This is a genomic window from Hymenobacter norwichensis DSM 15439 (assembly GCF_000420705.1).
Taxonomy (GTDB): Bacteria; Bacteroidota; Bacteroidia; order Cytophagales; family Hymenobacteraceae; genus Hymenobacter; species Hymenobacter norwichensis.
Genome location: NZ_ATVL01000008.1, coordinates 589,267 through 612,900, shown reverse-complemented (window position 1 = coordinate 612,900; position 23,634 = coordinate 589,267). Strand labels below are relative to the sequence as shown.

General features: G+C 48.2%; 19 protein-coding genes. 1 reads left to right on the top strand and 18 read right to left on the bottom strand.

Annotated elements, in window-relative coordinates; genetic code table 11:
• Positions 1 to 97 precede the first annotated feature (97 nt).
• Entirely contained in the window at positions 98 to 886 is a 789-nt protein-coding gene (locus G536_RS0113555; protein WP_022824142.1) for an NUDIX hydrolase, read from the top strand.
• A 112-nt stretch (positions 887 to 998) separates the two neighbouring features.
• Here the strand turns inward: G536_RS0113555 and G536_RS27795 are convergent, their stop codons facing one another.
• The 18 genes from G536_RS27795 to G536_RS31480 form a co-directional block, all read right to left on the bottom strand.
• On the bottom strand, positions 999 to 4,226 hold the full coding sequence (locus G536_RS27795; protein WP_022824141.1) for an efflux RND transporter permease subunit: 3,228 nt from the start codon (positions 4,224 to 4,226) through the stop codon (positions 999 to 1,001).
• A 157-nt stretch (positions 4,227 to 4,383) separates the two neighbouring features.
• Complete coding sequence (locus G536_RS0113545) at positions 4,384 to 5,535, bottom strand: efflux RND transporter periplasmic adaptor subunit (protein ID WP_022824140.1); 1,152 nt, start codon at positions 5,533 to 5,535, stop codon at positions 4,384 to 4,386.
• A 127-nt stretch (positions 5,536 to 5,662) separates the two neighbouring features.
• Complete coding sequence (locus G536_RS0113540; protein WP_022824139.1) at positions 5,663 to 7,021, bottom strand: TolC family protein; 1,359 nt, start codon at positions 7,019 to 7,021, stop codon at positions 5,663 to 5,665.
• Positions 7,022 to 7,285: 264 nt separating this feature from the next.
• A complete protein-coding gene (pbpC, locus tag G536_RS0113535; RefSeq protein ID WP_033370121.1) occupies positions 7,286 to 9,592 on the bottom strand; it encodes a penicillin-binding protein 1C in 2,307 nt (768 codons plus the stop codon).
• 110 nt (positions 9,593 to 9,702) lie between these two features.
• Positions 9,703 to 10,098, bottom strand: a complete 396-nt coding sequence (locus G536_RS30685) for a SpoIIAA family protein (RefSeq protein WP_022824137.1) — start codon at positions 10,096 to 10,098, stop codon at positions 9,703 to 9,705.
• 337 nt (positions 10,099 to 10,435) lie between these two features.
• Entirely contained in the window at positions 10,436 to 11,680 is a 1,245-nt protein-coding gene (locus G536_RS0113525) for a WcaI family glycosyltransferase (RefSeq protein WP_022824136.1), read from the bottom strand.
• Between the two features lie 3 nt (positions 11,681 to 11,683).
• Positions 11,684 to 12,517, bottom strand: coding sequence for a glycosyltransferase family 2 protein (locus tag G536_RS0113520; RefSeq protein ID WP_022824135.1), 834 nt, complete (start codon positions 12,515 to 12,517; stop codon positions 11,684 to 11,686).
• 43 nt (positions 12,518 to 12,560) lie between these two features.
• Complete coding sequence (locus tag G536_RS31495; protein ID WP_071837720.1) at positions 12,561 to 13,112, bottom strand: LbetaH domain-containing protein; 552 nt, start codon at positions 13,110 to 13,112, stop codon at positions 12,561 to 12,563.
• A 21-nt stretch (positions 13,113 to 13,133) separates the two neighbouring features.
• Positions 13,134 to 14,072 carry a glycosyltransferase family 2 protein gene (locus G536_RS30680; protein WP_022824134.1) on the bottom strand — a complete coding sequence of 313 codons (939 nt, stop codon included), beginning with the start codon at positions 14,070 to 14,072 and terminating at the stop codon, positions 13,134 to 13,136.
• Positions 14,073 to 14,109: 37 nt separating this feature from the next.
• Positions 14,110 to 14,991: a glycosyltransferase family 8 protein gene (locus G536_RS0113510; protein ID WP_022824133.1), complete on the bottom strand. Its 882-nt coding sequence runs from the start codon at positions 14,989 to 14,991 to the stop codon at positions 14,110 to 14,112.
• Between the two features lie 85 nt (positions 14,992 to 15,076).
• A complete protein-coding gene (locus G536_RS0113505; protein WP_022824132.1) occupies positions 15,077 to 16,276 on the bottom strand; it encodes a glycosyltransferase in 1,200 nt (399 codons plus the stop codon).
• Between the two features lie 54 nt (positions 16,277 to 16,330).
• Positions 16,331 to 16,861 carry an acyltransferase gene (locus G536_RS31490; protein ID WP_245575823.1) on the bottom strand — a complete coding sequence of 177 codons (531 nt, stop codon included), beginning with the start codon at positions 16,859 to 16,861 and terminating at the stop codon, positions 16,331 to 16,333.
• Between the two features lie 143 nt (positions 16,862 to 17,004).
• On the bottom strand, positions 17,005 to 18,138 hold the full coding sequence (locus G536_RS0113500) for a glycosyltransferase family 4 protein (RefSeq protein ID WP_022824131.1): 1,134 nt from the start codon (positions 18,136 to 18,138) through the stop codon (positions 17,005 to 17,007).
• A 128-nt stretch (positions 18,139 to 18,266) separates the two neighbouring features.
• Positions 18,267 to 19,691: a hypothetical protein gene (locus G536_RS27780; protein ID WP_022824130.1), complete on the bottom strand. Its 1,425-nt coding sequence runs from the start codon at positions 19,689 to 19,691 to the stop codon at positions 18,267 to 18,269.
• Between the two features lie 41 nt (positions 19,692 to 19,732).
• Positions 19,733 to 20,980, bottom strand: a complete 1,248-nt coding sequence (locus G536_RS0113490; protein ID WP_022824129.1) for a glycosyltransferase family 4 protein — start codon at positions 20,978 to 20,980, stop codon at positions 19,733 to 19,735.
• Positions 20,981 to 21,014: 34 nt separating this feature from the next.
• On the bottom strand, positions 21,015 to 21,608 hold the full coding sequence (locus tag G536_RS32895) for an acyltransferase (protein WP_071837718.1): 594 nt from the start codon (positions 21,606 to 21,608) through the stop codon (positions 21,015 to 21,017).
• A gap of 3 nt (positions 21,609 to 21,611) precedes the next feature.
• Positions 21,612 to 22,742: a glycosyltransferase family protein gene (locus G536_RS32200; protein WP_157530615.1), complete on the bottom strand. Its 1,131-nt coding sequence runs from the start codon at positions 22,740 to 22,742 to the stop codon at positions 21,612 to 21,614.
• Entirely contained in the window at positions 22,739 to 23,575 is an 837-nt protein-coding gene (locus tag G536_RS31480) for a glycosyltransferase family 2 protein (RefSeq protein ID WP_071837727.1), read from the bottom strand. The genes G536_RS32200 and G536_RS31480 overlap by 4 nt, the downstream gene beginning before the upstream one ends.
• Between the last annotated feature and the right edge of the window lie 59 nt (positions 23,576 to 23,634).

Genomic DNA, 23,634 nt, shown 5'->3' with positions numbered 1-23,634 from the left:
TCGATTGAGAAGGAATAAATTCTATTGCGTATAATTTACGTGATAAAGATAGTGTTTTTTGTCAATGTGTATATTTGACACAATAAGAGTTTGCTCAATGGATTCAGCTCAACAAACTGCCGACTTTGCGGCCAACGGCCACCAATTTTTCTTGCCGCATTTGTCAATCGACTGCGTAGTTTTTGGCTACCATGACCACCAGCTCAAAATATTTTTGGTGCGCTACCACGGGCACGAGGCATGGAGCCTGCCGGGCGGCTTCATCAAGCGCGATGAAACGCTCACGGACGCCGCCAACCGGATTCTGGCTGAGAAAACGCAAATCACCAATGTCTTTCTGCGCCAGTTCCACACCTTCGGCGACAGCCCAACCCGGCTGAACCGGATAGAAACCCAGCAGATTCACAATAAGATTTACGCCAAGGTCAACGTGGCTATTGGGGAGGACCACTGGCTGTCGGAGCGCACGTTGTCCATCGGCTATTACGCGCTGGTTGATTACCACACTCTCATCATCACGCCCGAGCACCTGATTGAAGAGTACGGCTGGTGCGACATCGACAAGATTCTGCCGTTGCTCTTCGACCACCACGAAATCATAGAAACGGCCCTGCTGACGCTCCGTAGCCAGATTTACCAGCTGCCCATCGGGTACAACCTGCTGCCGGCCAAGTTCACGCTGCCGGAAATCCACGCCCTCTACGAAGCCGTGCTAGGCAAAACCTTCGACCGCCGAAACTTCCGCAAAAAGCTGCTGACTCTGGGCCTCGTGCGCCAGCTCGACGAGCAACGCAAGATTGGAGCGCACCGCTCCCCGTTCCTCTACGAGTTCGACTTGCAGAACTACCATAAAGCGCTGGAGCAAGGAGCCCCGCTGGCGTATTAGAGATTGTGCTTAAGGGGTAAGCCTGAGCCAAAACAGTAATCGTTCCCTAAACTGAAAAGCCCTGCGTCGTTGACACGACGCAGGGCTTTTCAGTTTAGGGAACGATTACTGGCTAAGCCGGGTGCGGAGCCGCCGAATGGTCGCCTTCGCCGGGGCCTTCCTCTTTCGGGCCGCCGTGCTCTTCGTCGGGCTTGTAATTGGCTTCTAGCTCGGCCAGCTTCTCTTTGCCGTAGGCGAAGCGCGTAATCAGCACGTAGAGCACCGGCACGATGAAGATAGCCAGCAACGTAGCCGAGAGCATCCCGCCGAACACCGTCCAGCCGATGGTCTGGCGGCTTTGGGCACCAGCACCGGAGGCGAATACCAGCGGCAATACGCCGAGGATGAACGCCAGCGAGGTCATGACGATGGGGCGCAGGCGGAGGCGCACGGCTTCCAGCGTAGCATCCACCAGCGGCATGCCTTTATCCACCCGCTCTTTGGCGAATTCGATAATCAGAATGGCGTTTTTGGCCGACAAACCAATCAGCGTAATCAGACCAATCTGAGCGTACACGTTGTTGGTGAGCTTGGGCAGGAAAATCAGCGCCAGGATAGCCCCGAAGGCACCCAGCGGCACGGCCAGCAGCACCGAAAACGGCACCGACCAGCTTTCGTACAGCGCGGCCAGGAACAGGAACACGAACGTGAGCGACAGTGCGAAGATGTACACCGTCTGGCCACCGGCCAGCAATTCTTCGCGGCTCAAACCCGAGAATTCAAACCCGTAACCAGCGGGCAACGACTGCGCCGCGGTTTCCTGCAAGGCCTTGATGGCGTCGCCGGACGAGTAGCCGGGGGCTGGGTTACCGTTGATTTCGGCGGAGCGGAACAGGTTGTAGTGCGAGATGAGCGGCGCGCTTTCGGTGCGCTGGTAGCTGGTGAGCGTGCTCAGCGGCACCATGCCGCCCTGGTTGTTGCGCACGTAGTACTGGCCCAGGTTGCTGATGTCGGTGCGATACATGGAGTCGGCCTGGGTCACGACGCGGAAGTTGCGGCCGTATACCGTGAAGTCGTTCACGTAGGCCGAGCCCAGGTAGGTGCGCAGCGCGGTACCGATGTCGGAAATCGAAACGCCGAGCTTCTTGGCTTTCTCCCGGTCGATGGTGAGCTGGTAACCGGGGGTGTTGGCGGTGAAAAACGAGAAGGCGCCAGCAATTTCAGGCCGCTTACGTAGGGCACCGAGGAAGTTCTGGAGCTGGGCATCGAAGTTCTTGATGTCGCCGCCCGCTTCGCGCTCCTGCAATACAAACGAGAAACCACCGGTGTTACCAAGGCCAGGAATAGCGGGCGGCGAAATAACCACCACGTTGGCTTCCTTGAGCCGGCTTAAGCGTTTCTGAATCGTGGCAATTATGCCTTGCAGCTGCACGGCCTCGTCTTTGCGGTCTTCCCAGGGCTCTAGCTGGCAGAATACCGTACCGCTGTTCGACTTCGACGAGAAGTTAACCGCGTTCAGGCCGCCCAGACCAGCATAGTGCCGGATACCCTTGATCTGGCCCAGCTCCTTCATAATCTCGTTCAGCGTGCTCACGGTCCGCTCGGTGGAGGCCGCTTCGGGCAAGTTGAACGTGACAATAACCCGGCCCTCATCCTCAGTGGGGATAAAGCCGCCGGGCTTCTTCATGAACAGCAGCACCGTGCCAGCCACAATGCACACCAGCAGAATGACTACGAAGCGGGAGTTCTTGATGCCACGCTGCACGCCGTTGCCATACTTGCTGGTCACCCTATCAAACCAGTTGTTGAACTTGAAGAACAGCTTGTCGATGCCACGCGAGTTTTCGTCGCGCTTGTGGGGCTTGAGTAGCAGCACGCACAAAGCCGGTGTGAGTGAAAGGGCCACGAAGGCCGAAATCAGCACCGAAATGGCGATGGTAATTGCGAACTGCTGATACAAGCGGCCGGTGATACCCGGAATGAAGCCTACCGGCACGAACACCGCCGCCAGAATCAGGGCAATGGCAATAACTGGGGCCGATATTTCGCGCATGGCTTCCAAGGTGGCTTCCAGTACCGGCAGCCCTCGTTGGTTCATGTTGTGTTCCACGGCTTCCACCACCACAATGGCGTCATCGACCACAATACCAATGGCCAGCACGAAACCGAACATGGTGAGCGTGTTAATCGTGAAGCCGAGCGGGATAAAGAACAAGAAGGTACCCACAATGGACACCGGAATAGCCAGCACCGGAATAAGCGTGGAGCGCCAGCTTTGCAGGAACAAGAACACCACCACTACTACCAGCAGCAGGGCTTCTACCAGCGTGTGCAGCACTTCCTCAATGGATACTTTTACCACCGAAGCTGCTTCAAACGGCACCACGTAGGCCAGGTCGGCGGGGAACTGCTTTTTCAAGCCTTCCATGGTGGTGTTCACGTTTTCGTAAGTTTCCAGAGCGTTGGCGCCGGGCGCCTGATACACCAGCAGATAGGCGGCGCGCTTGCCGTCCACAAACGAGTTGTTGGAGTAGTTGAACTTACCTAGTTCCAGCCGGGCCACGTCCTTGAGGTACACCACCGAGCCGTCGGCAGGCTGGGTTTTCACGATGATGTTGCCGAACTCCTCGGTGTCAACTAAACGGCCCTTCACGAACACAATGTACTCGAAGGTCTGGCCGGTTTTAGCGGGTGGCGCGCCAATGGAACCGGCCGCAATCTGAGCGTTTTGCTCCTGAATAGCGGCCGTTACGTCCTGGGCCGTTACGCCCAACTGCGAAAGTCTGTCGGGCTTCAGCCACACTCGCATTGAGAAGTCGTCGGCGCGGGATACAATGTCACCCACACCTTTGGTCCGCAGCAAGGCGTCCTTGATAAATACGTTGGCGTAGTTGTCGAGGAAGGTGGTATTGTGAGTGCCTTTGGGGGCGTACAGGGCCACTAGCATCAGGATGCTGGGGTTCCGCTTCCGTACAATAAGGCCCAGGCGCTGCACTTCCTGCGGCAGGGTAGGCTGGGCAATACCTACCCGGTTTTGTACGTCGAGGGCGGCAATGTTGATGTCGGTGCCGACTTCAAAGTTCACCGTCATGCTCATCTGCCCGTTGCTGGTGCTGTTGCTTTGCAGGTAGGTCATGCCGGGCGTGCCGTTCACCTGCACTTCCACGGGCGTGGCCACGGTTTGCTCCACGGTTTGGGCGTCGGCGCCGGTGTAGGTGCCGCTCACCGATACCGTGGGCGGCGTAATTTCCGGATACTGCCCTACGGGCAAGTTCAAGATGGCCAGCACCCCCACCAGCACTATCACCAGCGAGGTGACAATGGCCGTAACGGGGCGCCGAATAAAGGTTTCTGCAATCATGATGGGGCTGTTTAGCTGGCGCTTTCGATACTTCTAGAACGTCATGCAGAGCGTAGCGAAGCATCTCGCGTGCTTGTCATTGTAATAGTATTTCTCAGAGTCAGCAGGCGAGATGCTTCGCTGCGCTCTGCATGACGTTCTTTTGCTATCAGCTTTCTTATTTGGCGGCGCCGGCGGCTGGGGCACCTGCCTGGGCCTGGGCGGGCGTACCCACCTGAATCTGGCCGCCGTCGCGGAGCTTCTGCACGCCTTCGGTTACCACTTTGTCGCCATCGTTTAGGCCTTTGGTTACCACAATCTGGTCGCGGAGGCGTGGGCCGAGCTGCACTTTGCGCTGGTAGGCTTTGCTGCTGTCACCGGCTACGAACACAAAGTTTTCACCCATCTGCTCGACAATGGCCTTGTACGGCACCACAATCCGGCGGCCCGACTGGCGGTTGAGCACATTGAGCACGGTGGTCATGCCGTCTTTCAACTCGCGCTGGGGGTTGTTGAACTGCACCCGAATCTGGACAGTGCCGGTGCCTTGCGTCACGGCCCGGTCGATGGCCAGAATCTTGCCGGGCTGCTTGTAGGCCGTGCCGTCGGGCAGCACTAGCCGGAACGTAGAGTCAGTGCCGCCGCCGCCCTGGCGCTGCAAATCAGCAAAGCGGCTTAGGTCGGATTCCGTCACCACAAAGTCCACCCCCATAGGATTCTCGGCGCTGATGGTGTTGAGCAGCGTAGTACCAGGGCTCACCTGGGAACCCAAGCGCACCTGCGAAATGCCGATGCGGCCCGTGAAAGGCGCCTTAATCAGTGAGTAATCGAGGTCGGTGCGAGCCAGGGCCACGGCGGCTTGGGCTTCGGCTACCTGGGCCTGCGAGGTGGCGTAGGTGGTAGCGGCGTTGTCTACTACCTGCCGGGCAATGGCGTCTTGCTGAGCCAGCCGCTGGTAGCGCTCCAAGTTCACCTGGTTGTTCTGCACGGTGGCCTGGGTGCTGCGCAAGCCGGCTAACGCCTGCTGATACGCTGCTTGGTACTTGCGGCGGTCCACTTCGTAGAGCGGTTTGCCTTTCTGGACGACTTCGCCTTCTTTGAAATAAATCTGGGTGATGAAGCCTGCCACCTGGCTGCGGAGCTCCACATTGTTGAGGGCTACCACGGTGGCCGGGTATTCATCGTAATATACCGCGTCGGTGGTGCGGGCGTCAACCAGCGTAACAGGGGTAGCGGGTGGCGGACCGGCCGCTTTTTCTTCTTTCTTGCCGCAGGCCGCGAAGGTCAGAAGGCCAACGGTGTAGGCCAGGGCCAAGTATGGTTTGTTCATATGGGGTGGCGCTAAAGCTTTAGGCCGTCAGGCAGCGGCGGAGTGCAAGCAACGCGCGTACTGAGGTGGTGATACTGGTTGATTGAGGTGCGGCAGGGCCTAATGAAGCCATCAGCCGCGGTTACTATTAATATTCGGTCGGCAACTCGCCAATGGCCCGCAGCAAGTCCACCTTGCTGCCCAGCACCTGAAACAAGGCCGTGTAATAGTTGAGCTGCGAGGTGCGCAGAGTGGTTTGGGCCACAATCAGGTCGATGTACGCCCGGATACCTTCCCGGTATTGCAGGTTGATAACGTCGTACACTTCCTTGGACGCTTCCAGGTTGCGCTTGCCCAGCAGGTACTCAGTGTAGTAGCCCTTGTAGGTAGACAGCGCCGTCTGGTATTCGGTGTTGATTTGGTTGCGGGTGTTGCTGATGTCCTCGTCGAGGCGCGTGTTTTGCAGGCGCGCCCTCCGAATATTCTGCGTGCGCCGGAAACCCGTGAAAATGGGCAAGCCCATCTGAACGCCCAGATAAGAGTTAGGGAAGCGGGTGCGGTATTGGTCGCTCACCTCGTTGTTCTGAAACACCGAGTTGTAGTTGGCAAAGGCCGATACTGAAGGCAGGAAGCCTAAGCGGTAGTAATCCACGTTAATATCTTGCAAAGCCTTCTCGGTTTGCAGCTGCTGGATTTCGATACGGTTGCTGATGTTCAATGCTACCGTGGTGTCTATCACGGCGTCCTGCTCTAGCTTCAGGGTATCATATTGCAGCGCCAAGGCCCGCTCGGGCGGCATGCCCATGAGTTGCTTGAGGTAGGCTAAGCGGGCTTTCACAGCTTCCTGGGCCTGCTTCTTGCCAGCCAAGGAATTGTTGAGGGATACCTCCGCCTGTAAGTACTCGGTTTTGTCGGCAATACCGGTTTCGTAGCGCAGCCGGGCGTCGCGGTAGTTGCGCTGGAGGCGGGCAATGTCCTGGCTGAACACATCGAGTTGGCGCTGGGCCAGCAGCACATCGTAGAACGCCTTACTCACATCCGAGACGGTGGCAATTTTCACGTTCACGGTGTTCTGCTCGGCGGCGCGCAGATTAAAGCGCTTGCTCCGGGCGGCCAGATTTACGTCATTGTTGTAAATCACCTGGGTACCACTCAGCCCCACCGTCGTCACGTTGCTTACGCCCAGCTGACGAGGAGTTGGTACGCCGGTAGTGGGATCGGGGAAGATGGTGAACGGCAGCTGCAAATAATGCTGGGCCGTACCCGTAAAGCCCACCTGTGGCAGCCAGGCTGCCAGCGCAATCTGGTTGGAGGCCTTCGTAATTTCCTGGTCGATGCGAGCTTGTCGGACTAGGGGCTGGTTCACCAAGGCAGTATTCAGGCACTGTGCCAAGGTAAATTCGGTACCGTTAGCCGGCGCGAGGGTGCTGGTTTGGGCATGAGCCCATACGGGGGCCAGCCAAAGCAGGCCCAGCAGAAGCCGGAGCGTCTGGGTAGTTCTTTTCATACAGAATATAATACAGTTACTATGATACGTAACTGGGCAGTTTAGGGCTGGGTGACCCAATAGGCAGGCAGAGCGGCTTTCCCGGCACAGACACTACCCACTCGGCAGGGCTGCACAAAAGCTAGTATTTCTAGGATTGCTCTCTGTTAGAAACAGAGGGTGAAGCACCATAAAATACCGGCGACCGGAATACAAGGTGGGTAAACACAGATTACTGCAAAAGGTTATAGTGCCGCTGCAAATAGCTGGCGAAGAGTCCGCTATTTACATCTCAGCTACTGTCACCAATACATCGGTGTTGCGGCCATGGTCGTCGGCGCAGGAGATTTTGAGCGGGCCAGGCGGCGGCTTAAAAAATACCCGCTCGGTAGCCGCCGCCGCCCGTAGAAACTTATCATTGACGTACCAGTATACCTGCCGCACTTCGTTGTCGGTAGTGCAACTGAGTAGCAACTGTTGCTGCTCGTGGCGGTTGAGCACGTACTCGGTGTTAGCAGTGGGGGAGGTGATGGTAGGCGCCGACTCCGAACCGCCACGTACCAGTTGGCACCGCGAGTTGTGGGGTGGCAGCCGGCGGTACGGAATGCCCTGCGCCTCTTTATACGCCGCCACTTCGGGCAGCAGATTCGGGTACAACGCCCGCCGAAAACCCGCCGCCGGCGCACAGGCCCGGCAGTACACAAAGCTGCCATCCTCGGAGAGCAGCACCTCGCGCTGGTGTTGGCAGCGCCGCCCCTCGCTCACGCCCGGCAGGAAATAATCGATTATCTGGTTGGGGCAGGTTTCACTAGGCACCAAGCCGGTTTCGGCGCACACCAGCCGGAAGTCCAGTGCGGCCGGCGGTGCAAACCAGTCATTGGGGGAGTTATAAGCTAGGTCGTTGAAGATGTTGAACAACAGCGGCGTGGCTACGTCGGCGCCGGTGAGGGAAGGACTGCCGTGGCCGCTGAAGTTGCCAATCCACACGCCCACTGTGTACTGCTTGTTGTAGCCAATGCTCCAAGCATCACGCCGGCCGTAGCTAGTGCCGGTTTTCCAGGCAATTTTCGGTAGCCGCATGCTGCTAGCTGCCCCCAAGGGCAAGTCAGGTCGGGTGAGTTGGGCCAGGATGTCGGTGGTGAGGAAGGCAGCGGCGGGGGAGAACAGGGCAGTGCCGGCAGTCGGGTGCGTGGCCTTCGTGAGTTGTAGCTTGCTGTACTGCCCATTGTTAGCCAGCGTGACATAGAGGTTGGTTAGCTCCTCCAGATTGGCCCCGCAACCGCCCAAAATGCTGCTCAAACCCAATCGTGCCCGGTTACGACTGACGCTCTGGAAACCTGCCTGGCGGAGTTTGTCGGTGAAATTGGCCACACCCACTTCGTTGAGCACCCGCACGGCCGGAATGTTGAGCGAGTAGGCCAGCGCCCGTTCCAAAGTCACTTCGCCATTGCAATGCTTATCGAAGTTCTCGGGACGGTAGCCCTGGAAGTTGGTGGGCACGTCGGGTAGTACCAGCTTCGGCGTGACGAGGCCCCGGTCCATAGCCAGCGCATACAGAAAAGGCTTAAGCGTGCTACCCGGCGAGCGGACCGCCGTTACGCCGTCGTTCTGGCCTTGGCTACCAAAGTCTTGGAAATCAGCCGAGCCTACGTAGGCCTCCACCTGCCGGGTGCGGTTGTTCACGACCAGTACAGCCGCCTGCGTAATGCCCAGTTCGTGCAAACGGCGCACGTAGTTGCGGGTCAGGTCTTCGGCTTTGCTTTGCTTGTTGCGGCTGAGGCTGCTCTGAATGATGGCCCTGCCCGGAAACTGCTGTACCAGCCGCCGCGAAAGGTGCGGAGCCAGCGTGGGCGCGGCGTGGCGCTGCACCTCCAAGGGTTCCAATAGCGCATCGGCCACGTCCTGGGCGGTAAACAAGCCCGCTTCTTGGAACCGCCGCAGCCAGCGGTTTCGCTCTTGCAGCACCGCCGCGTTGTTCTTGCCCAGGACCAAGCCGCGCGGCCGGTTCGGGATGATGGCCAGCGTCACGGTTTGGGCCAGCGAGAGATAGTCAGGGGGCTGCTGGAAGTAGAGGAGTGCCGCCGACTTCACGCCTTCCACATTGCCGCCATAGGGCACCAGATTTAGGTATAGTTGCAGGATTTCCGGCTTGCTATAATGGATTTCCAGTTGCGTGGCGCGAGCCATTTCCAGCAGCTTGTTGCCGAAGGTGCGCTCTTTGGGTTCCAGCAGCCGGGCTACCTGCATGGTAATGGTGCTGGCCCCGGTAGTGCGGCCCGTGCCAAACAAGTTGCGCCCGGCTGCCTGTACCAAAGCCAGTGGGTTCACCCCGAAATGCCAGTAAAACCACCGGTCTTCCTTCTCGATGATGGCCTTGCGCAATACCGGCGTGATTTCGCGCAGCTCGGTTTTCATCCGCCACTTTTGGGTGGGATTGAGATAAGCATGCAGCACTGACCCATCAGCGGCCAGCACAAGCGGCGAGTACTGCGGCGCGGACGGCAGCGGAAACAGCCAGTCCAGCCCTAATAGCAGCAGCAACACCCCTGCGAGTGCCCCCCCGAAAAGCCGCAAGCCCGTCCGCCGATGCATAATCAAAGATACTGACCAGTGGAATTATAGCTACTCCTAGCAGGCTATGCATCAACAAAAAAGCCTACTCGTACGAGCAGGCTTTTTTGTTGATGCATTGTAGGTGCCGCTTATAAGCTGACCGCTGAAGGTGACGTTTCGGTTGTGCCAGTTGCCGCCCAATGAAGGGCGTGCTCTTTTTGCTCTAGTGGAAAATGCCGGACTTCGGCTGGGCTTACTAGCGTAGCCAGTGCAGCAGCAGCTTTCAGCAGATTAGAATCGTCACTGGTAACGGCCACCCGATTGAAATCGCGCCAGTGCCGCACATCTAGTTTTATGTCTTCCCAAAGGGCTGTGGCCGTAATGTAATCGAAGCTACGCACATCCAAATAAAGGTTGATTTTGCCCCAGCGGGCTATTTTCTCATCCAGTAGTGGGACGATGGTATCATAGTGTTCTTTGGTAAGAGCACCCGAAATAGTGAGGGCCAGCAGATTCTGCTCCGGATAATTAGTGGTGTCAAACATGTAAAGCAGATCAGGTAAAAGTGGAAAAGAAGCTCGGTTTTACGGCTGAAGTCCGTAACCAGTTGACTAGCGGCATTGGGCTAAGTACGCAACTAAGGTCGGAAAGCGCTTATGTAAAAAGCATGAAGATGGCCAACTCGCACCCAATTTGCTGGGGTTAGCTTCTGGCGCGTAAGTGCTGTGGTTTCGTAGCACGCATTCTGTAACCATCCTCATAATCAAAACCGAAAGCTGCCCCCTTCTTACACTTCCATCAGCGCTTCAAATGATTATCGGTAGATAATTTGCCCGCATATAGCATTAATGCCAACAAAAGGCAAAGCGCATTTATGCGCTACTAATTCTCTTGTATCGTGCTTACAAACGACTCCATAACCTTATCAATAGCCAGGTTTTGCTCTGCGTACGTGCGGGCGTTACTAGCTATGCTGCTGTTGCGTATGCTAAGAGCCTGCCGAATGCCAGCATTCAACGCTTGCTGATCCTCAGCGGGTACCAGTATCGCCATGTCGTGCTCCTTCACCAACGTGTGCAAGCTTGAACCCGCGTTGGCCGTGATAACTGCTAGACCCCCAACAGCTAAGATGGTTGTCACCTTTGAAGGCATCACCAAGTCACTGGCATTGGCTTTTTGTATCACCAAATGAACATCCGCAACATTGAGAAACTGGTTGAATTTGTTGAATGGCTGTAACGGCAAGAATACAATGTTCTGCAAGCTCATACCCTTCGCCATGGCTTGCAAGGTGTCCTTATAGGGTCCTGAACCACAAATAACAAATTTTACCTCGGGCTGCTGTCTGAAATCTTGCGCCGCCTGAATAATATATTCCAGTCCTTGCTTTTCCCCAATGGCTCCCGAGTATAGAACGATGCTTTCATGTTCTTGAAACCCAAATTCGCTCCGCAAATGTGCTTTATGCTCAATAGGATGAAATAAGGTAGTGTCAGTCCAGTTTGGTAGTAGTAGAATTGGCCGTTTTGCTTTCTGCTCTATCCGGCGTAGCATCCCACTTGATATGCTGCTAATTATATCGGCTTGAGAGAAAATATATTTCTCTACTGAGAATAAGATATCTATTACCGCTTTAGATTTTATCAATCCTAAATCTCTAGCAGCTTCTATCTGCATATCTTGGATATGATAGATAAATTTAGCTGCTTGAAGTTTTTTGCATATAATGCCTAATAAGCCGAAATGAAAAGAAGGCGCAACTACAAAAACTGTATTAAAACGCCTAACTGTTGATAACTGAACTAGTTTGAAAAAGGCCGAAAATAAAAATGTAAAATCGAGAAGAATGCGTTTCAGACCTGAAGGTTTTGCTGGCACATACATAGGGCATCGATGAATAGTCATGTTGCCACCAGATTGAAATTGCTCAACCTCAGTTGAATAACCAAGTCTTTTGCTGAAGTAAGGTTCTTGTACTTTCCAATAAGGGTAATAAGGATATGCGGTAATAACAGTGCAATCATAGCCAGCTTCAGCAAGCCACCGAATCATTTCACCGTTGTATTTACCAATGCCCGTTAATTCCGGATGAAAATTGTAGCTTATAAGTAGAAATTTATTATTCATATACTAATTGCTGTCGCCGCTTTCCCTGATTTTGCAATATATCTGCGTAAAGTAAGACATCTTTAGTATTGCAAATGCTAATCCTCTGGAACCGTCACGAAATCCCCCCAACAGCAAAAAACTTCCCAAAAAATAAGCTGGTCCAATCCAGATACTCTGCATTAGACGATATTTAAGGCGCTGTTTCCAAGTCCAATTAGCGTTAGTAGTGCTGGTTTTCAGAAACCGAGCTGCTTCCCACGTTGCATATTCGTTGTGCTTGAGTACGTAATGCGAAACGCCGCGAAAGTCTTGATGATCAATCTTACTATGTAAAACGCCAATCTCGCCATTTAAAATAGGGTGCTCATGCACTTCCATATCCAGTTGGCTCCATTGATTTTCATCAATACGCTCATATTCGCCAGCACCTACCCGGAAAAGAGCAAGTTTTCGTAGAGGGTAACCTCCTCTAAGTTGTCTGCCTAGAAAGTATACTGAGTAACTGAGCCAATAGCCCACATTCTGTGAAGATTCTTCCCGCAAGGCTGTACGTAATTCTTGCTTGAAATTATCAGTCAAATATTCATCAGCATCTAAAAATAGTACCCACTTAGTGGCTGGCTTATAGTTGCGTAAAAACCAATTGCGCTTTTTAGGAAATTGTCCATTCCAATTGAAATTTATGACATCAATACCGGCTTGTTGTGCAATGGATATCGTAGTATCAGTGCTACCTGAATCGATAATAACAATGTTGCTAGCTAAGTCAGAACCAATGGCTGCTAAACAACCCGGCAAATTAGAAGCTTCATTGCGGACTGGAATTGCAATAGTCAAATCAAGAGGAACATTCATTTAGTAATTCGGATGAAAAAGAAAATTTATTCTTGATAGGAAATTACGAATTAAGGAATTCTCTTGGTTTAATAGGCTTACAGGGAAACCCAGCACACACCATCCAGCTGGGCATATCTTTGGTTACCACTGAACGGGCCCCCACTACGCACCCATCATGAATAGTAACGCCTGGATGAATAAAGGCTTCGGCTGCAACCCATGACTGTTCGCCAATATAAATTGGCTTGGTGATAAGAGGAAAGCCGGCGTGTGAATAGTCGTGAGTGCCAGTTACTAAATGCGCACCTTGGGATATAACGGCACGCCGGCCAATAGTTATTTTTCCTTGCGAGTATAGAATAGCACCACTGGCAATACCACATTCGTCCGCAAGCTCTAAATTCCAGGGCGCCCAGATTTTCACCCCTGGATATACGTGTACACCGTGACCCACTTTGGCACCAAAGCATTGCAACAAAAAAGCCCGCCATTTATGGAAGGGCCTGGGTGAATACTGGAAAAGCAAAAAGGAGCATAGCTGCCACGCAACTCTTCCTAATCGGTTACCCAGAGAAAATGATGGACCTGTGTGCGTATTGGTGTTTACACTCATTTTATACTGATTAAAGTATTGTTATAAGCGCTTGCGAATGGTAGCTATGATAAACGATGGATATAGAATAGTAGCTGCTGTTATTTTCCATAAAAATGCAGTATATTCTTTAGAGTAAATGGCGAATCCGGCTTCTTTTTGTAATATCATGGCATAAAAAATTCTTCTTCTATTAATTTTTTTTAAATACGTCTTTTTTTTGTTTCTCTCTATGAACTCTTCATAAGATATTTCTTGCTTACCTGCTCTGCGGAGTAATATGCAATCTTTAGTATAATCAGTCTTTTCGACATAAACATGCCAAGCGCTTGCGATAGTAGTCGAGGAGTTATGAGCTCGGTACTTCATTAATATTTCTTGGTTTATGACTAATATATTGCCTTTTTCAACAAATCTATTAAAGAATTCTAGATCATCAGTAGGCCAAAAATTAGATCTAAGACCTCCGCTACTAATAAAATTTTGTTTGCGTACTATTAGACCCGTGAAAGCACACATAATAATTTTATTATTGATAACAGAAGATTTGCATTCTTCTACTGTTTTATTACCTGGAAATCTTTGTACTCCCATTGGTTTGCCATTCTCATTAATGTAATAACAGTGGCAGCTGGAGGCATCTACTTCAAGGTTGTTTGAATGAAAAATTATTTGTTTTTCCAGCCTGTCAGGTAGCATTATGTCATCATGATCTATAAACGCGAGATATTCTCCTCTTGCAACTATGGCAGCTCTATTTATTGATTCTGGTTTTCCAGCGTTATCTTGAAATATAGTTATTATTCGGTTATCTTTCCCGGAGTAATATTTGATTATATTAATTGAATTATCTTTTGAGCCATCGTCAATTATGATTAATTCAAAATCGTAAAACGTTTGCTCAAGAACACTGCTTATTGTTTCAGCTAAATACCTCTGTTGATTATATACAGGAATTATGACAGATATTTTAGGATTCATTTTGAAACATTTTTTATTTGCTTGTAAACAAATTATTTTATCGGTTAATTAATTTAATATTTCTCAACAAACTATTTTTTATTTTCCAAGACCTATATAATTTATTAAAACTCATCCTATGATAATTTTTCTTCCATTCCTGGCTTGTGTAAGATAGCCATACTTTGTGCCCTGCATGAATAATATTTCCAAAAATATCCCATGGTTTAGGAGATCCTACGAAATGAAGAATAGAATCATTTGAGTTAATTGGCTCTTCTTGTCTGGCATACCAAGGGTTGTTAAAGTATGCTGGAAGATGGGCAAATTCTCCTTTGCAAATAGCATTTAAAATTGTTTGATCAGCAGTAAGCATTCTGTCAGGATATTTACTAGCAAAAGCTTTCCAATCATAATTAATATTATTTTCTCTCCATTTTTTTAAATTGAAAAGTAAAACACCTGAATTAAAGTATTTCTGTTGCGGTGAGTAATTGAGTTCGTTAATAAAAAAAGTGCTTTCTAAGGATTGTGAGATATTAGAACCATAAACTGCAGCCAAAATATTATCTTGAAGTTCGAATTTTTTTAGGGTTAAAACATCTATCATGATAATTAAATCTGCATCTAGGTAGAGTGCTGTGTCGCTATCCACGTAATCTGCAATCAATAGCCTACCGTATGCCGTCCAGTCTCCGTGAAGAGACTTGAGATGACCAAATTCCTTTCTTGCATTGAAAAAAATAAATTCTGTATATCCATAAAAATTTTCTTGTGATAACAATTTTATTATATTATTTTGATCTTTATCTGTTAAGTCAGAGCATAAGAACCAAATCTTTAATTCATGTGGATTGGAACAGTTTCTAATAAGAGAAGTAAGAGTAGCTCCAAGACCTTCTAACCCTAAAGAATTTATATTGAAAACAATATTCAGCATGATGTTATTTAATTATCTAGACAGAAGATTTTGATGTAATCTAGTTATATTATGCGTATATATAGTAAATACTTTGTCAAAGAGCCTAAATAATTTGTTTTTCGACAAATGCTTCGATTAAAGTGGCTGTTGCTATGCTTGTGGAAAAATTGTAATTATAAGTTAGGCGAGCTTGCACAGCCATATGAAACTTTTCATTTTTTGTTAAAACAGACCATATTTCCAGTAACCGCTTCGTTCCTGCGAGAGTATCTTCTTCAACTAGCCCGCTCTTTGCTTCAGCTATTTCGCGCCAGATGTTTACTTGGTTGGAAATCAATACGGGCTTGCCACATGCTAGAGATTCCACAACCGCAATACCGAAATTTTCTTGGTGACTTGGTAAAATAAAAGCTTCGCATCCATAGAAAGCGCCCCATTTTGCTTCTCTTTCCAGCATACCCGGAAAGTAAACTGTAGATGGCGGCAACTGCGCGGCCAATTGTTGAATATGTTGACCATATTCGGTATCTAATCCCGGGCCGGCAATGACCAGCGCCGGTAGCTGAGTTGGAGTTGACAGAGAACGGCTTACTTCGCTGTAAGCCTGTAGCAATAAGTCAACTCCTTTTTTATCGTGAATGCGGCTAAGAAATAGCAAGTATGGGCGGTTGTCTAGGCCAGGGCATTTAGCTGTAAAGGCCTGCCGCATGGCAGGATGGTAAGGAGTCGGCTCCTCTACACCAAGGCCTACTACCAACTCGCGTTGCGGGTGATACGGACTGAAGGGCTGCCAGGCGAGCAAACGTTCGGTTTCGCAGGTGAATAATACCCCCGCGGCACTATTCACTATGTGGCTCTCTATCAGCTTCCAGTAAGCCCAATTGCGCCAAGCTTTCAATCGCCGACTAGATGCATGCTGGAAGTAAGGATCCAGCATACCATGTGGCATTACAAACAAGCGGGGTGCTTGCAGGTTTCCTGTCATAGTTAGCTGACGCAATGTGCGGAGCACGGCATAATTGGGGTACAGCCACAAACCATGCAGGATGATACAGTCAAAACGGCTTACATTGGCGGCTAGCCAGGCTGGAAGCCGTCTGCTGTAAGCCCACGGCCCCCGGCTTGGGCCGAGTGCATGAGTCTGAAAAGTATTTGCTGCCAGGAAGCCGGCAGCAGGTGCATCTAAACTCACCACTTCACTCACTACGTCTTTTGCTGTCAAGCCCGCAATCATTGTGCGCACAGCTTGGCATACGCCCCCCGCTTTAGGGTCCAGACTAGCAACGACGTGGAGAAGCTTCATTGGGGTGTAGTGAAAAGGAATAAAGTATCTCTATGTTATTTATGGTCTGATAATTTAATATACGAACCCTTCTGAGCGAGTGAAGTATTTAGCGGTTTTAGGAATGCTAATTATCTTCTTAGCTGGTGTGCCACCATAAAGAGTCCATTCTTCATCGTATGCTTTATTAAGTAATGATTTAGCTCCCAATACGGAATATGAGGGCAATGTTGCGCCCCCTAAGATGACTGAGTTGGTCCCTACAAATGTATAATCACCGATAAAGATAGGTGCGCTATTTTGGCGATTTTCAAATACATCAATTGAATGGGTGAGGAGTTGAGATTGATAGCCTGCTATGGTAGAAAAGCATCCAATTTCAATAGTATTGGTGCAATCGATATGATGGTTTTTGGTTACTGCTGCAGAGTTGCCAAGTATTAGTTTAGAGCGTCGTGCTGGTTGATGCCTGAAGTGAGGAGAAGAAGTGCCACTAGGAAAGCCAGTTATCCAATTACCCCGTCCAATTATTGACTGGACTTTCATATGGACTTCGTCTAAATGAATGATCATATTGAAATGACCGATTTCAGTATGGTCATCCATGATTAACTTAGATGGGAAAACCCACGATAAACCAATACGAGCAGTGGGGTGAATATCAAATTTGAACCATGAATTAAGCGCGCGCCTACGTAGATGCCATGGCAGAAAAAAGGTTATTATTTTTAAAAGCAATGTAGTAGAGATTATGACTGCGAAGCGGTAATTAAATTTAAATAAGCAGCCATCATACGTTGGTTTTCAAAGCGCTGACAATTAGCGAAGCCTTGCTGAATGAGTGCTTCTCTCATAAAGTTGTTTTCTAAGCTCAGAAAGGCATCAGCAAATTGTTGAGCATCATCTGGATCAGCATATAATGCGGCTCCCCCACTTACTTCTGGCATAGGTGCTAAGCTGCTGGCAATAACTAAGGCGCCACATGCTTGGGCTTCAATAACCGGCCACCCAAAACCTTCAGAGTAAGAAGGAAATATGAATGCTTTACAAGAGCTATATAGCGCTATAAGAGTGGTGTGATCGGGGCCAACTAGAGAGATTACCCTATTTGTCAGGCCAAGTGTAGCTACATAATGAACTAAACTGATGTCGAGCGCTTCTCCCGCGAAGCAAATATTCCCTTGCCACTTGTCGCCTAGCAAGAAGACCATATCCAGTAAAAGCCGACGATTCTTGCGAGGTAAACCAGAACCTACATGTAAGAGAAAGGGAACTGAAAAGTCGAATGCCGTCTGGCGAAGCGTAGCCGTAGCCTCCGTGGTCGGCATAGGGTAGAACTCACCATTAAATGAGTTATGAATAACTCGCCATTCATCCCGTTTCAGATTCGTCAACTCTTGTAGCTGGTCAAGCGTGAACTGAGAAACGGATGCTAGCTTTTGTGCTCTTTTTAAGCTTTTTAGTATAAAAGATTGTAGCTTTTTTCCTAACCACGAAGTAGTTATATACGAATCTCCATAGCCTAGACCCGCACGAATAGCTAATACATCGTGACAAGTAATACTAGTTTTATTTATAGGTAAATAATTTAGGTATGGAGCATTGGAATGGTCACAGATGTGAAAATAGGTATCTGTTCCATAACTATTATTAAAGTGTCGCCAATGTATTAATAAAGGAAAAACAATATATTTGTCAATATACCCTAGCCATTTTCCAATTCCTACATTTGTTTCTTTGTGCTTGCTGCCAAATAAAACACTTGGCCACCAGATTTCCGACTCAATACCCATCAAGCGAAACCCATCATTTAGCATAGTTGCAAAACGATGCATACTCTCTTGCCTATCGGAAAGATAATTGCCAATCAAAACTATTTTCATATTGTCTAATGACTGGTTAGATTTTTCTATGAGCCAGTTTAGGTATGTTTTATGAACTATGTCTTTTATTTTTTAATATGTAATATTCAAAATGAATAATCACATTGGTTAGATAATTAGTGAAGTACTCATAAAGATGTATTATTGCTATTTTCTGTACATGGACGGAGGGAGGCAATCATTAATCCTACAATGAGAGTACAGAATCCCAAAGAGGTGGGCTGAGCCCATTGAGCCTGTAAAAGTGTCAGTGAACCAAAACTCAACAGCATCCAAGGTAGTAAGTCTTTGCTTGCAAGCTTACGAAAGCTGGCCAATGCTATTGTAAGGTCAAGTCCTACACGAAGAAATACAACAGACAAACCTAATATTGGTCCAAGCTCATAAATAGTACGGCCCCACTCTTCATCAGGTGTGCCCATTACTTTGCTATTGGTGATTGGATCGGTTAAAACAGCAATAGCCACATTTGTCGCAATCCCTAAACCATTACCTAGCAGTGGAATATCTAATGCGCTGGATAAAGCACCTAGCATCCATCCTAAATATCGGTTACCTATAACTCCTTTTACTACGCCTCCTTCGTTTTCATTTGCATCAGTGAAGCGCGACATAAACACCTCGATTGCAGTTTGAAAAAAACTTAGGTTGCTTAGTAATACTAAGATAACTGCCACTGCTATGATTGCGCCAAGTATGCGTAACATAAACTTGGGGTTTCGCGTCATTGCAAAAACAAGAAATACAACACTTACAACTACCTGAAAAAATAAACCGCGACTGATTGATAATGGAATAGCTGCTAGTAAACCTACTGTGGCTGCTCCCAGAACTAATCGATTTATACGAGTGGGATGGATTAAGAAAAAGAGAATAAACGTTGCCGCAAGTTGGTAGAATAAAGTGGTGCCGTTGGTAAAAGAGAAAGTTCCTGGTGGACGGAAGTAACCCATAGCTCCTCCAAAGCCGGCTCCAGCCATATCACCACCTATCCCCCGATTAACAAAAGCTGACTGGGGACTATAGAATTGAACTGCAACGAGTACCGTCATTGGAAAGACGAGCCACAATAATATTCTGCCAATTTTTAATACGTCTTCTTGATTAAATATGCTTCCTATCACAAAAATTAAGGGGAAGTGAATAAGAAGAGGGCGTGCTCCGAAAAGCGCCACGTATATGTTGCCATGGCCAGCCAGTATAGCTGTATATATTCCCGTCACCCCAACCAAAACCATCCCGCTCAAAAAAAAATTTTGAGGAAGTAAGCCCCTACGCCAAGAAGTAAATACTAGCCATAGCGCAACAGGGTCACGGATAATGAGTAGGGGCGTTGACAAACCAGGAAGCATCCATTTCCGGAGAGCTCCTTCAAATATCAATAATATAAAATACAGCCATATACCCTGTTTAAGAGATTTATAAGGGTCGCCATTGTGCCACTCTGGTACACTGTGCTTGTTGCTCGCTGTGAAAGGAGAAAGTGTACTGGTGTTCACTGATGGGCAATAATTAGGATTAAAAACTTGCTTTAAATAGTTGAGAAAAAGCAATAAATATGATTAGGTACAAGATAGTAAGTGTGTGAGTTGGCTTACCGATTCAAGTGCCTTCTTACAGCACTCGCTAACTCTTCACTATACAACTTCCACGGCCGGTTGCGCGCCTTATCCCACGCTTCATCACCTGCTTTAGTAACTGAAGTAGGGTGAGTAAGAAGGTGCTCGATGGCCTGCTGAATAGCTGAGGGAGAGCCAGCCTCAATAAGCCAGCCATTCTGACCATTCGTAATAAGGTCAGGCCCAGCAGAGCGGTCGGTAGTGATAACAGGGGTGCCCTGAGACATAGCCTCTGTCATGACAAGACCAAACCCATCAAAAAGGGATGGAAAAAGTAATACATCATGGGCGCGCATAAGCTGTAGTACACTGTCATGAGGTAAGGTTGGATACCACCGATGCTTTGCTAACTCAGCATCAAGCGCTGAGCAATCGTTGCTGCCCTTATGTCCTACCAAGGTTAATTCAACCCAATTGCTAAGAGCATTAATAGCAGTGAAGAGGTCGGCGATACCTTTCTGCTGAGAAAGTTTTCCGACAAACAAAAGCTTAAGTTTTTGTCCCTCCCTTTTAGTGGAGTATTCGCGTTTTTCTCCAACCAGAGGAAATCCATAGGGAATGATATCAATAGGTGGCAATACTCCTGGATATTCTTTCAGCGTATTAGCAACAAAGGTACTAGCAACAAAAATTCGGCTTGCTAAGCTTAACTCCTCGTCTTTTGCGGCCAGCTTCTCATCTGAATCATTCAGGCCAGTCATAGTAGAAGCCCATGCTGGCCAACGCTCTTTCTCTCCCGTTAGCAGCCGCCGCGCGGCTCTCCAGTAACCGGTAGGCAAGTCATAAAAGCATTGTAAGCCAAGCTCCTTGGCTTGGCGAAACGATGAAACCGCACCATCTTCGTATGCATACACCGCTTGAGCGCCGCGCCGGGCAGCATATTGCATACTGTCTCCTACGCGTTTGTCTAAATTGCGGTAAACAGCATCAATACTGAAAATGCCTTGCTCATGCTTGGTCAGCTTGTTGAAACTTGTGCGGGAGGCTAGCAGCCTTCCAGCCTCAAACCAAGGCCAGGCGGTAGTATGCTGATGTAAACTGGAATTGAAGCGGCGGCGGCGGAACTCTGATAGAGGGGAGAATGCTCCTAAACGATCAAGCAAGCCACCTGGAAATACTGCAATAGTTGTATGAAATTTGTTTAACAGTGCAGCATCAGCCAGCCCTTGAGCAGCAGCCCTGACATTCGCATTGCCGGTTGGATGAGAAAATACGACGCTCATTCTAAAGGAAATGAATATTGTATAGTGAATGAGGTTATCCTAACAACCAAGCTCGGTTGGCAGCCAGAAATTCGCAAGGATTATAATCTAGTGTTTCGCATCTAGACTTGGAAATAGGTCTAGCTGGATTGCCGACCACAATTGCGCCAGCAGCAACGGACTTGCTTACAACCGCGCCTGCTCCAACAACCGCGCCTCTTCCTATATGAACACCCGGCAGAATAATAGCACTTGTTCCTATCCAAGCGTAATCCTCAATCCTGATTTCAGCACAGGCTAGGCTCCATTTAGGGTCTGAAATATCATGCGATGCTGATAATATCTGTACGCCATCGTTGATGCAAACACGCTCACCGATAGTTACAGCGCAGTGTAAAGCTATAGTAGCTTTGCCAATAAAGGATGAAGCACCAACTGACAGGTAGTTTCTAGGCCCATCAATTTTTGCTTCTCCTATCTCTGCTAACTCGTTAATGACAGCTCCACCTTTTAGCAACTTCCAGCGTCGATAGTTGCGACTATACAACTCCGAAAACAAGAAGAGACGCTTCCCCCAGGCTCTATAAAACTCTTTGGAGTAAATAGAAAACTTTGCTCTGTTCACCCAAAGAAAGTGCAAGCTTGCCATATATTAGTTGTTGCTTATTAGATGGCTCAGCAGGCGCTCAGCAATGAACGAAACGGTATTTTCGTTGGATACAGGTAGGATACCAGGTAATACACAATCCTTGAAATTACCAGGGGTATAGATGGCTATATTGGCTGGTTGCCTCAGAGTAAAATCAGTTCTGGGATGCCACGCCCGCCCAACACAAATTATTCGCAAGCCGTGCTCTTGCATAGCAGCGGCGGTGCCGCTTTTCTCTATCAATGCTGTCGGTGTGGTAGCCAAGCCAAACGTAGCCTTTTGAAGAGCTGCTGAAATAGCAGTAGGCGACTGTTCACCTAACATCTCAACATCTAATCCTGCTGCATTCCATGCAGATATCCAGTATTCTGATTCTGGCCCACAACGACCAATGAGCGTTAAGGACAAAGGAGTGCCAGTGTCACTTTTGTATGCAGCTGCTTCATCAGTGAATCGTTGCACAAAGTCACTATGATGTATGTTGCCGAATAGTAGAAAAGAAATAGGCTTTTGTACAGATATAGAGTTAAAGCTACGATTGGTAGTCGCGTTATCTATAAATGGAATGTTGCCAAATAATGGCAATTGATGAACTGTAGCTCCTAACTTGGCGAGTTGAACTTGATATAAATGAGTTTGGGTATGTATCGTCCTGGGACGTAACTGACGAATCAATGACTTAATTAGTAGTTGTTGAGCTTTACCCAATACTCTATACTTGAGAGGTGCCTCACGTTCCATACCAACCCATAGTTCATGAAACATGATGTGCCATTTTCTGCCCTGGCTGAGGCTAGACAGCTGTTTAGCTAGAGTATAAGGCAAACCCTTCTTATGAAAAGAAAAGGGGACAAATTGCAAACTCAGCCAATCAGGGTTGAATTCATTTATCCATTGCTCTACGCGAGCAAAACGTTGGTTTGCTTTCCAGATAGAAGGTAGACGAAGAATTGTTAAGCTTTCACCCTCGACAAATTGTCTGACAAAAGAAAACTTGGAAATATGATGATCATGAAAAGCTATAGCTGATACGTGTTGTCCTTCCTTGAGTAATTCATGGGATAAACGGTGTACATAGTCACCCACACCGTCGCAACCAGGTTCTAGAGAACCACATATGAAAAGTATTTTCACGGTTTTAATGCGGTAGAGTAAAATTTAAATTCATTATAGGAATAGATAAATAGCTTTGTTGAATACCTGTTCTTAGATAAATCTATTGCAATTTGTAATATTGTCTTGAGCTTGTTGAAAAATAATGGATTATGAAAGAAAGAAAACATTAACATTGAAAAAACTTTAGCTCCATTTACAACTTCAGCAGAGGGTGCAGATGTGTCGTATGAATTGTGTATAATATAAGTTGTATCTAAAAAATTTATTCGATAACCCGAATTATATAAACGAGCTCCGTATTCTAGATATAAAATCCCAAATTTGTAATTTTCAAGATTTAATATTTCATTAGTTATTACCGATTTGGGGTAAATAGATGCTCCACAAGAAATTCCAAAGTATCTATTCATGTCTTTCGGCTTATAAGAAAAGCCTCTAGGATGAAGTTGACCTGGAACGGGGGGGGGTAAAGGCCTTTGTTCGTCTAGGTGAGTGTATTCTCCAATTACCCACACCGCATCGTAGTCTGTTCTAATTGCATCAAGACATAATTGCAAATGGTTCTCAGGGAATTCATGGTCATCATCCATTGTGCGAATATGAGTTCCAGTACAATGCTTTGCTCCAAAATTGCGATTTGCATAGAGCCCTTTTCTAGGACCTGTTATGTATTTGCAAGAGTAAATATCAGACAACTCTTTGTTTAGCGCTATTGATTGTTCAGAGTCTGAGTCATCTGAAATAATTACCTCGAATGGTAAAATACGTTGATTAAATAAACTTTTTAGAACGCTCTTCAGCCTTTCAGGCCTATTGCGAGTAACTAATGCTACAGACAAAAGTATTTCCATGATTTGCGGGGCGTTTTTTGAAATAAAATAGAGATGATTTAACGTCAAATAGTAAATTG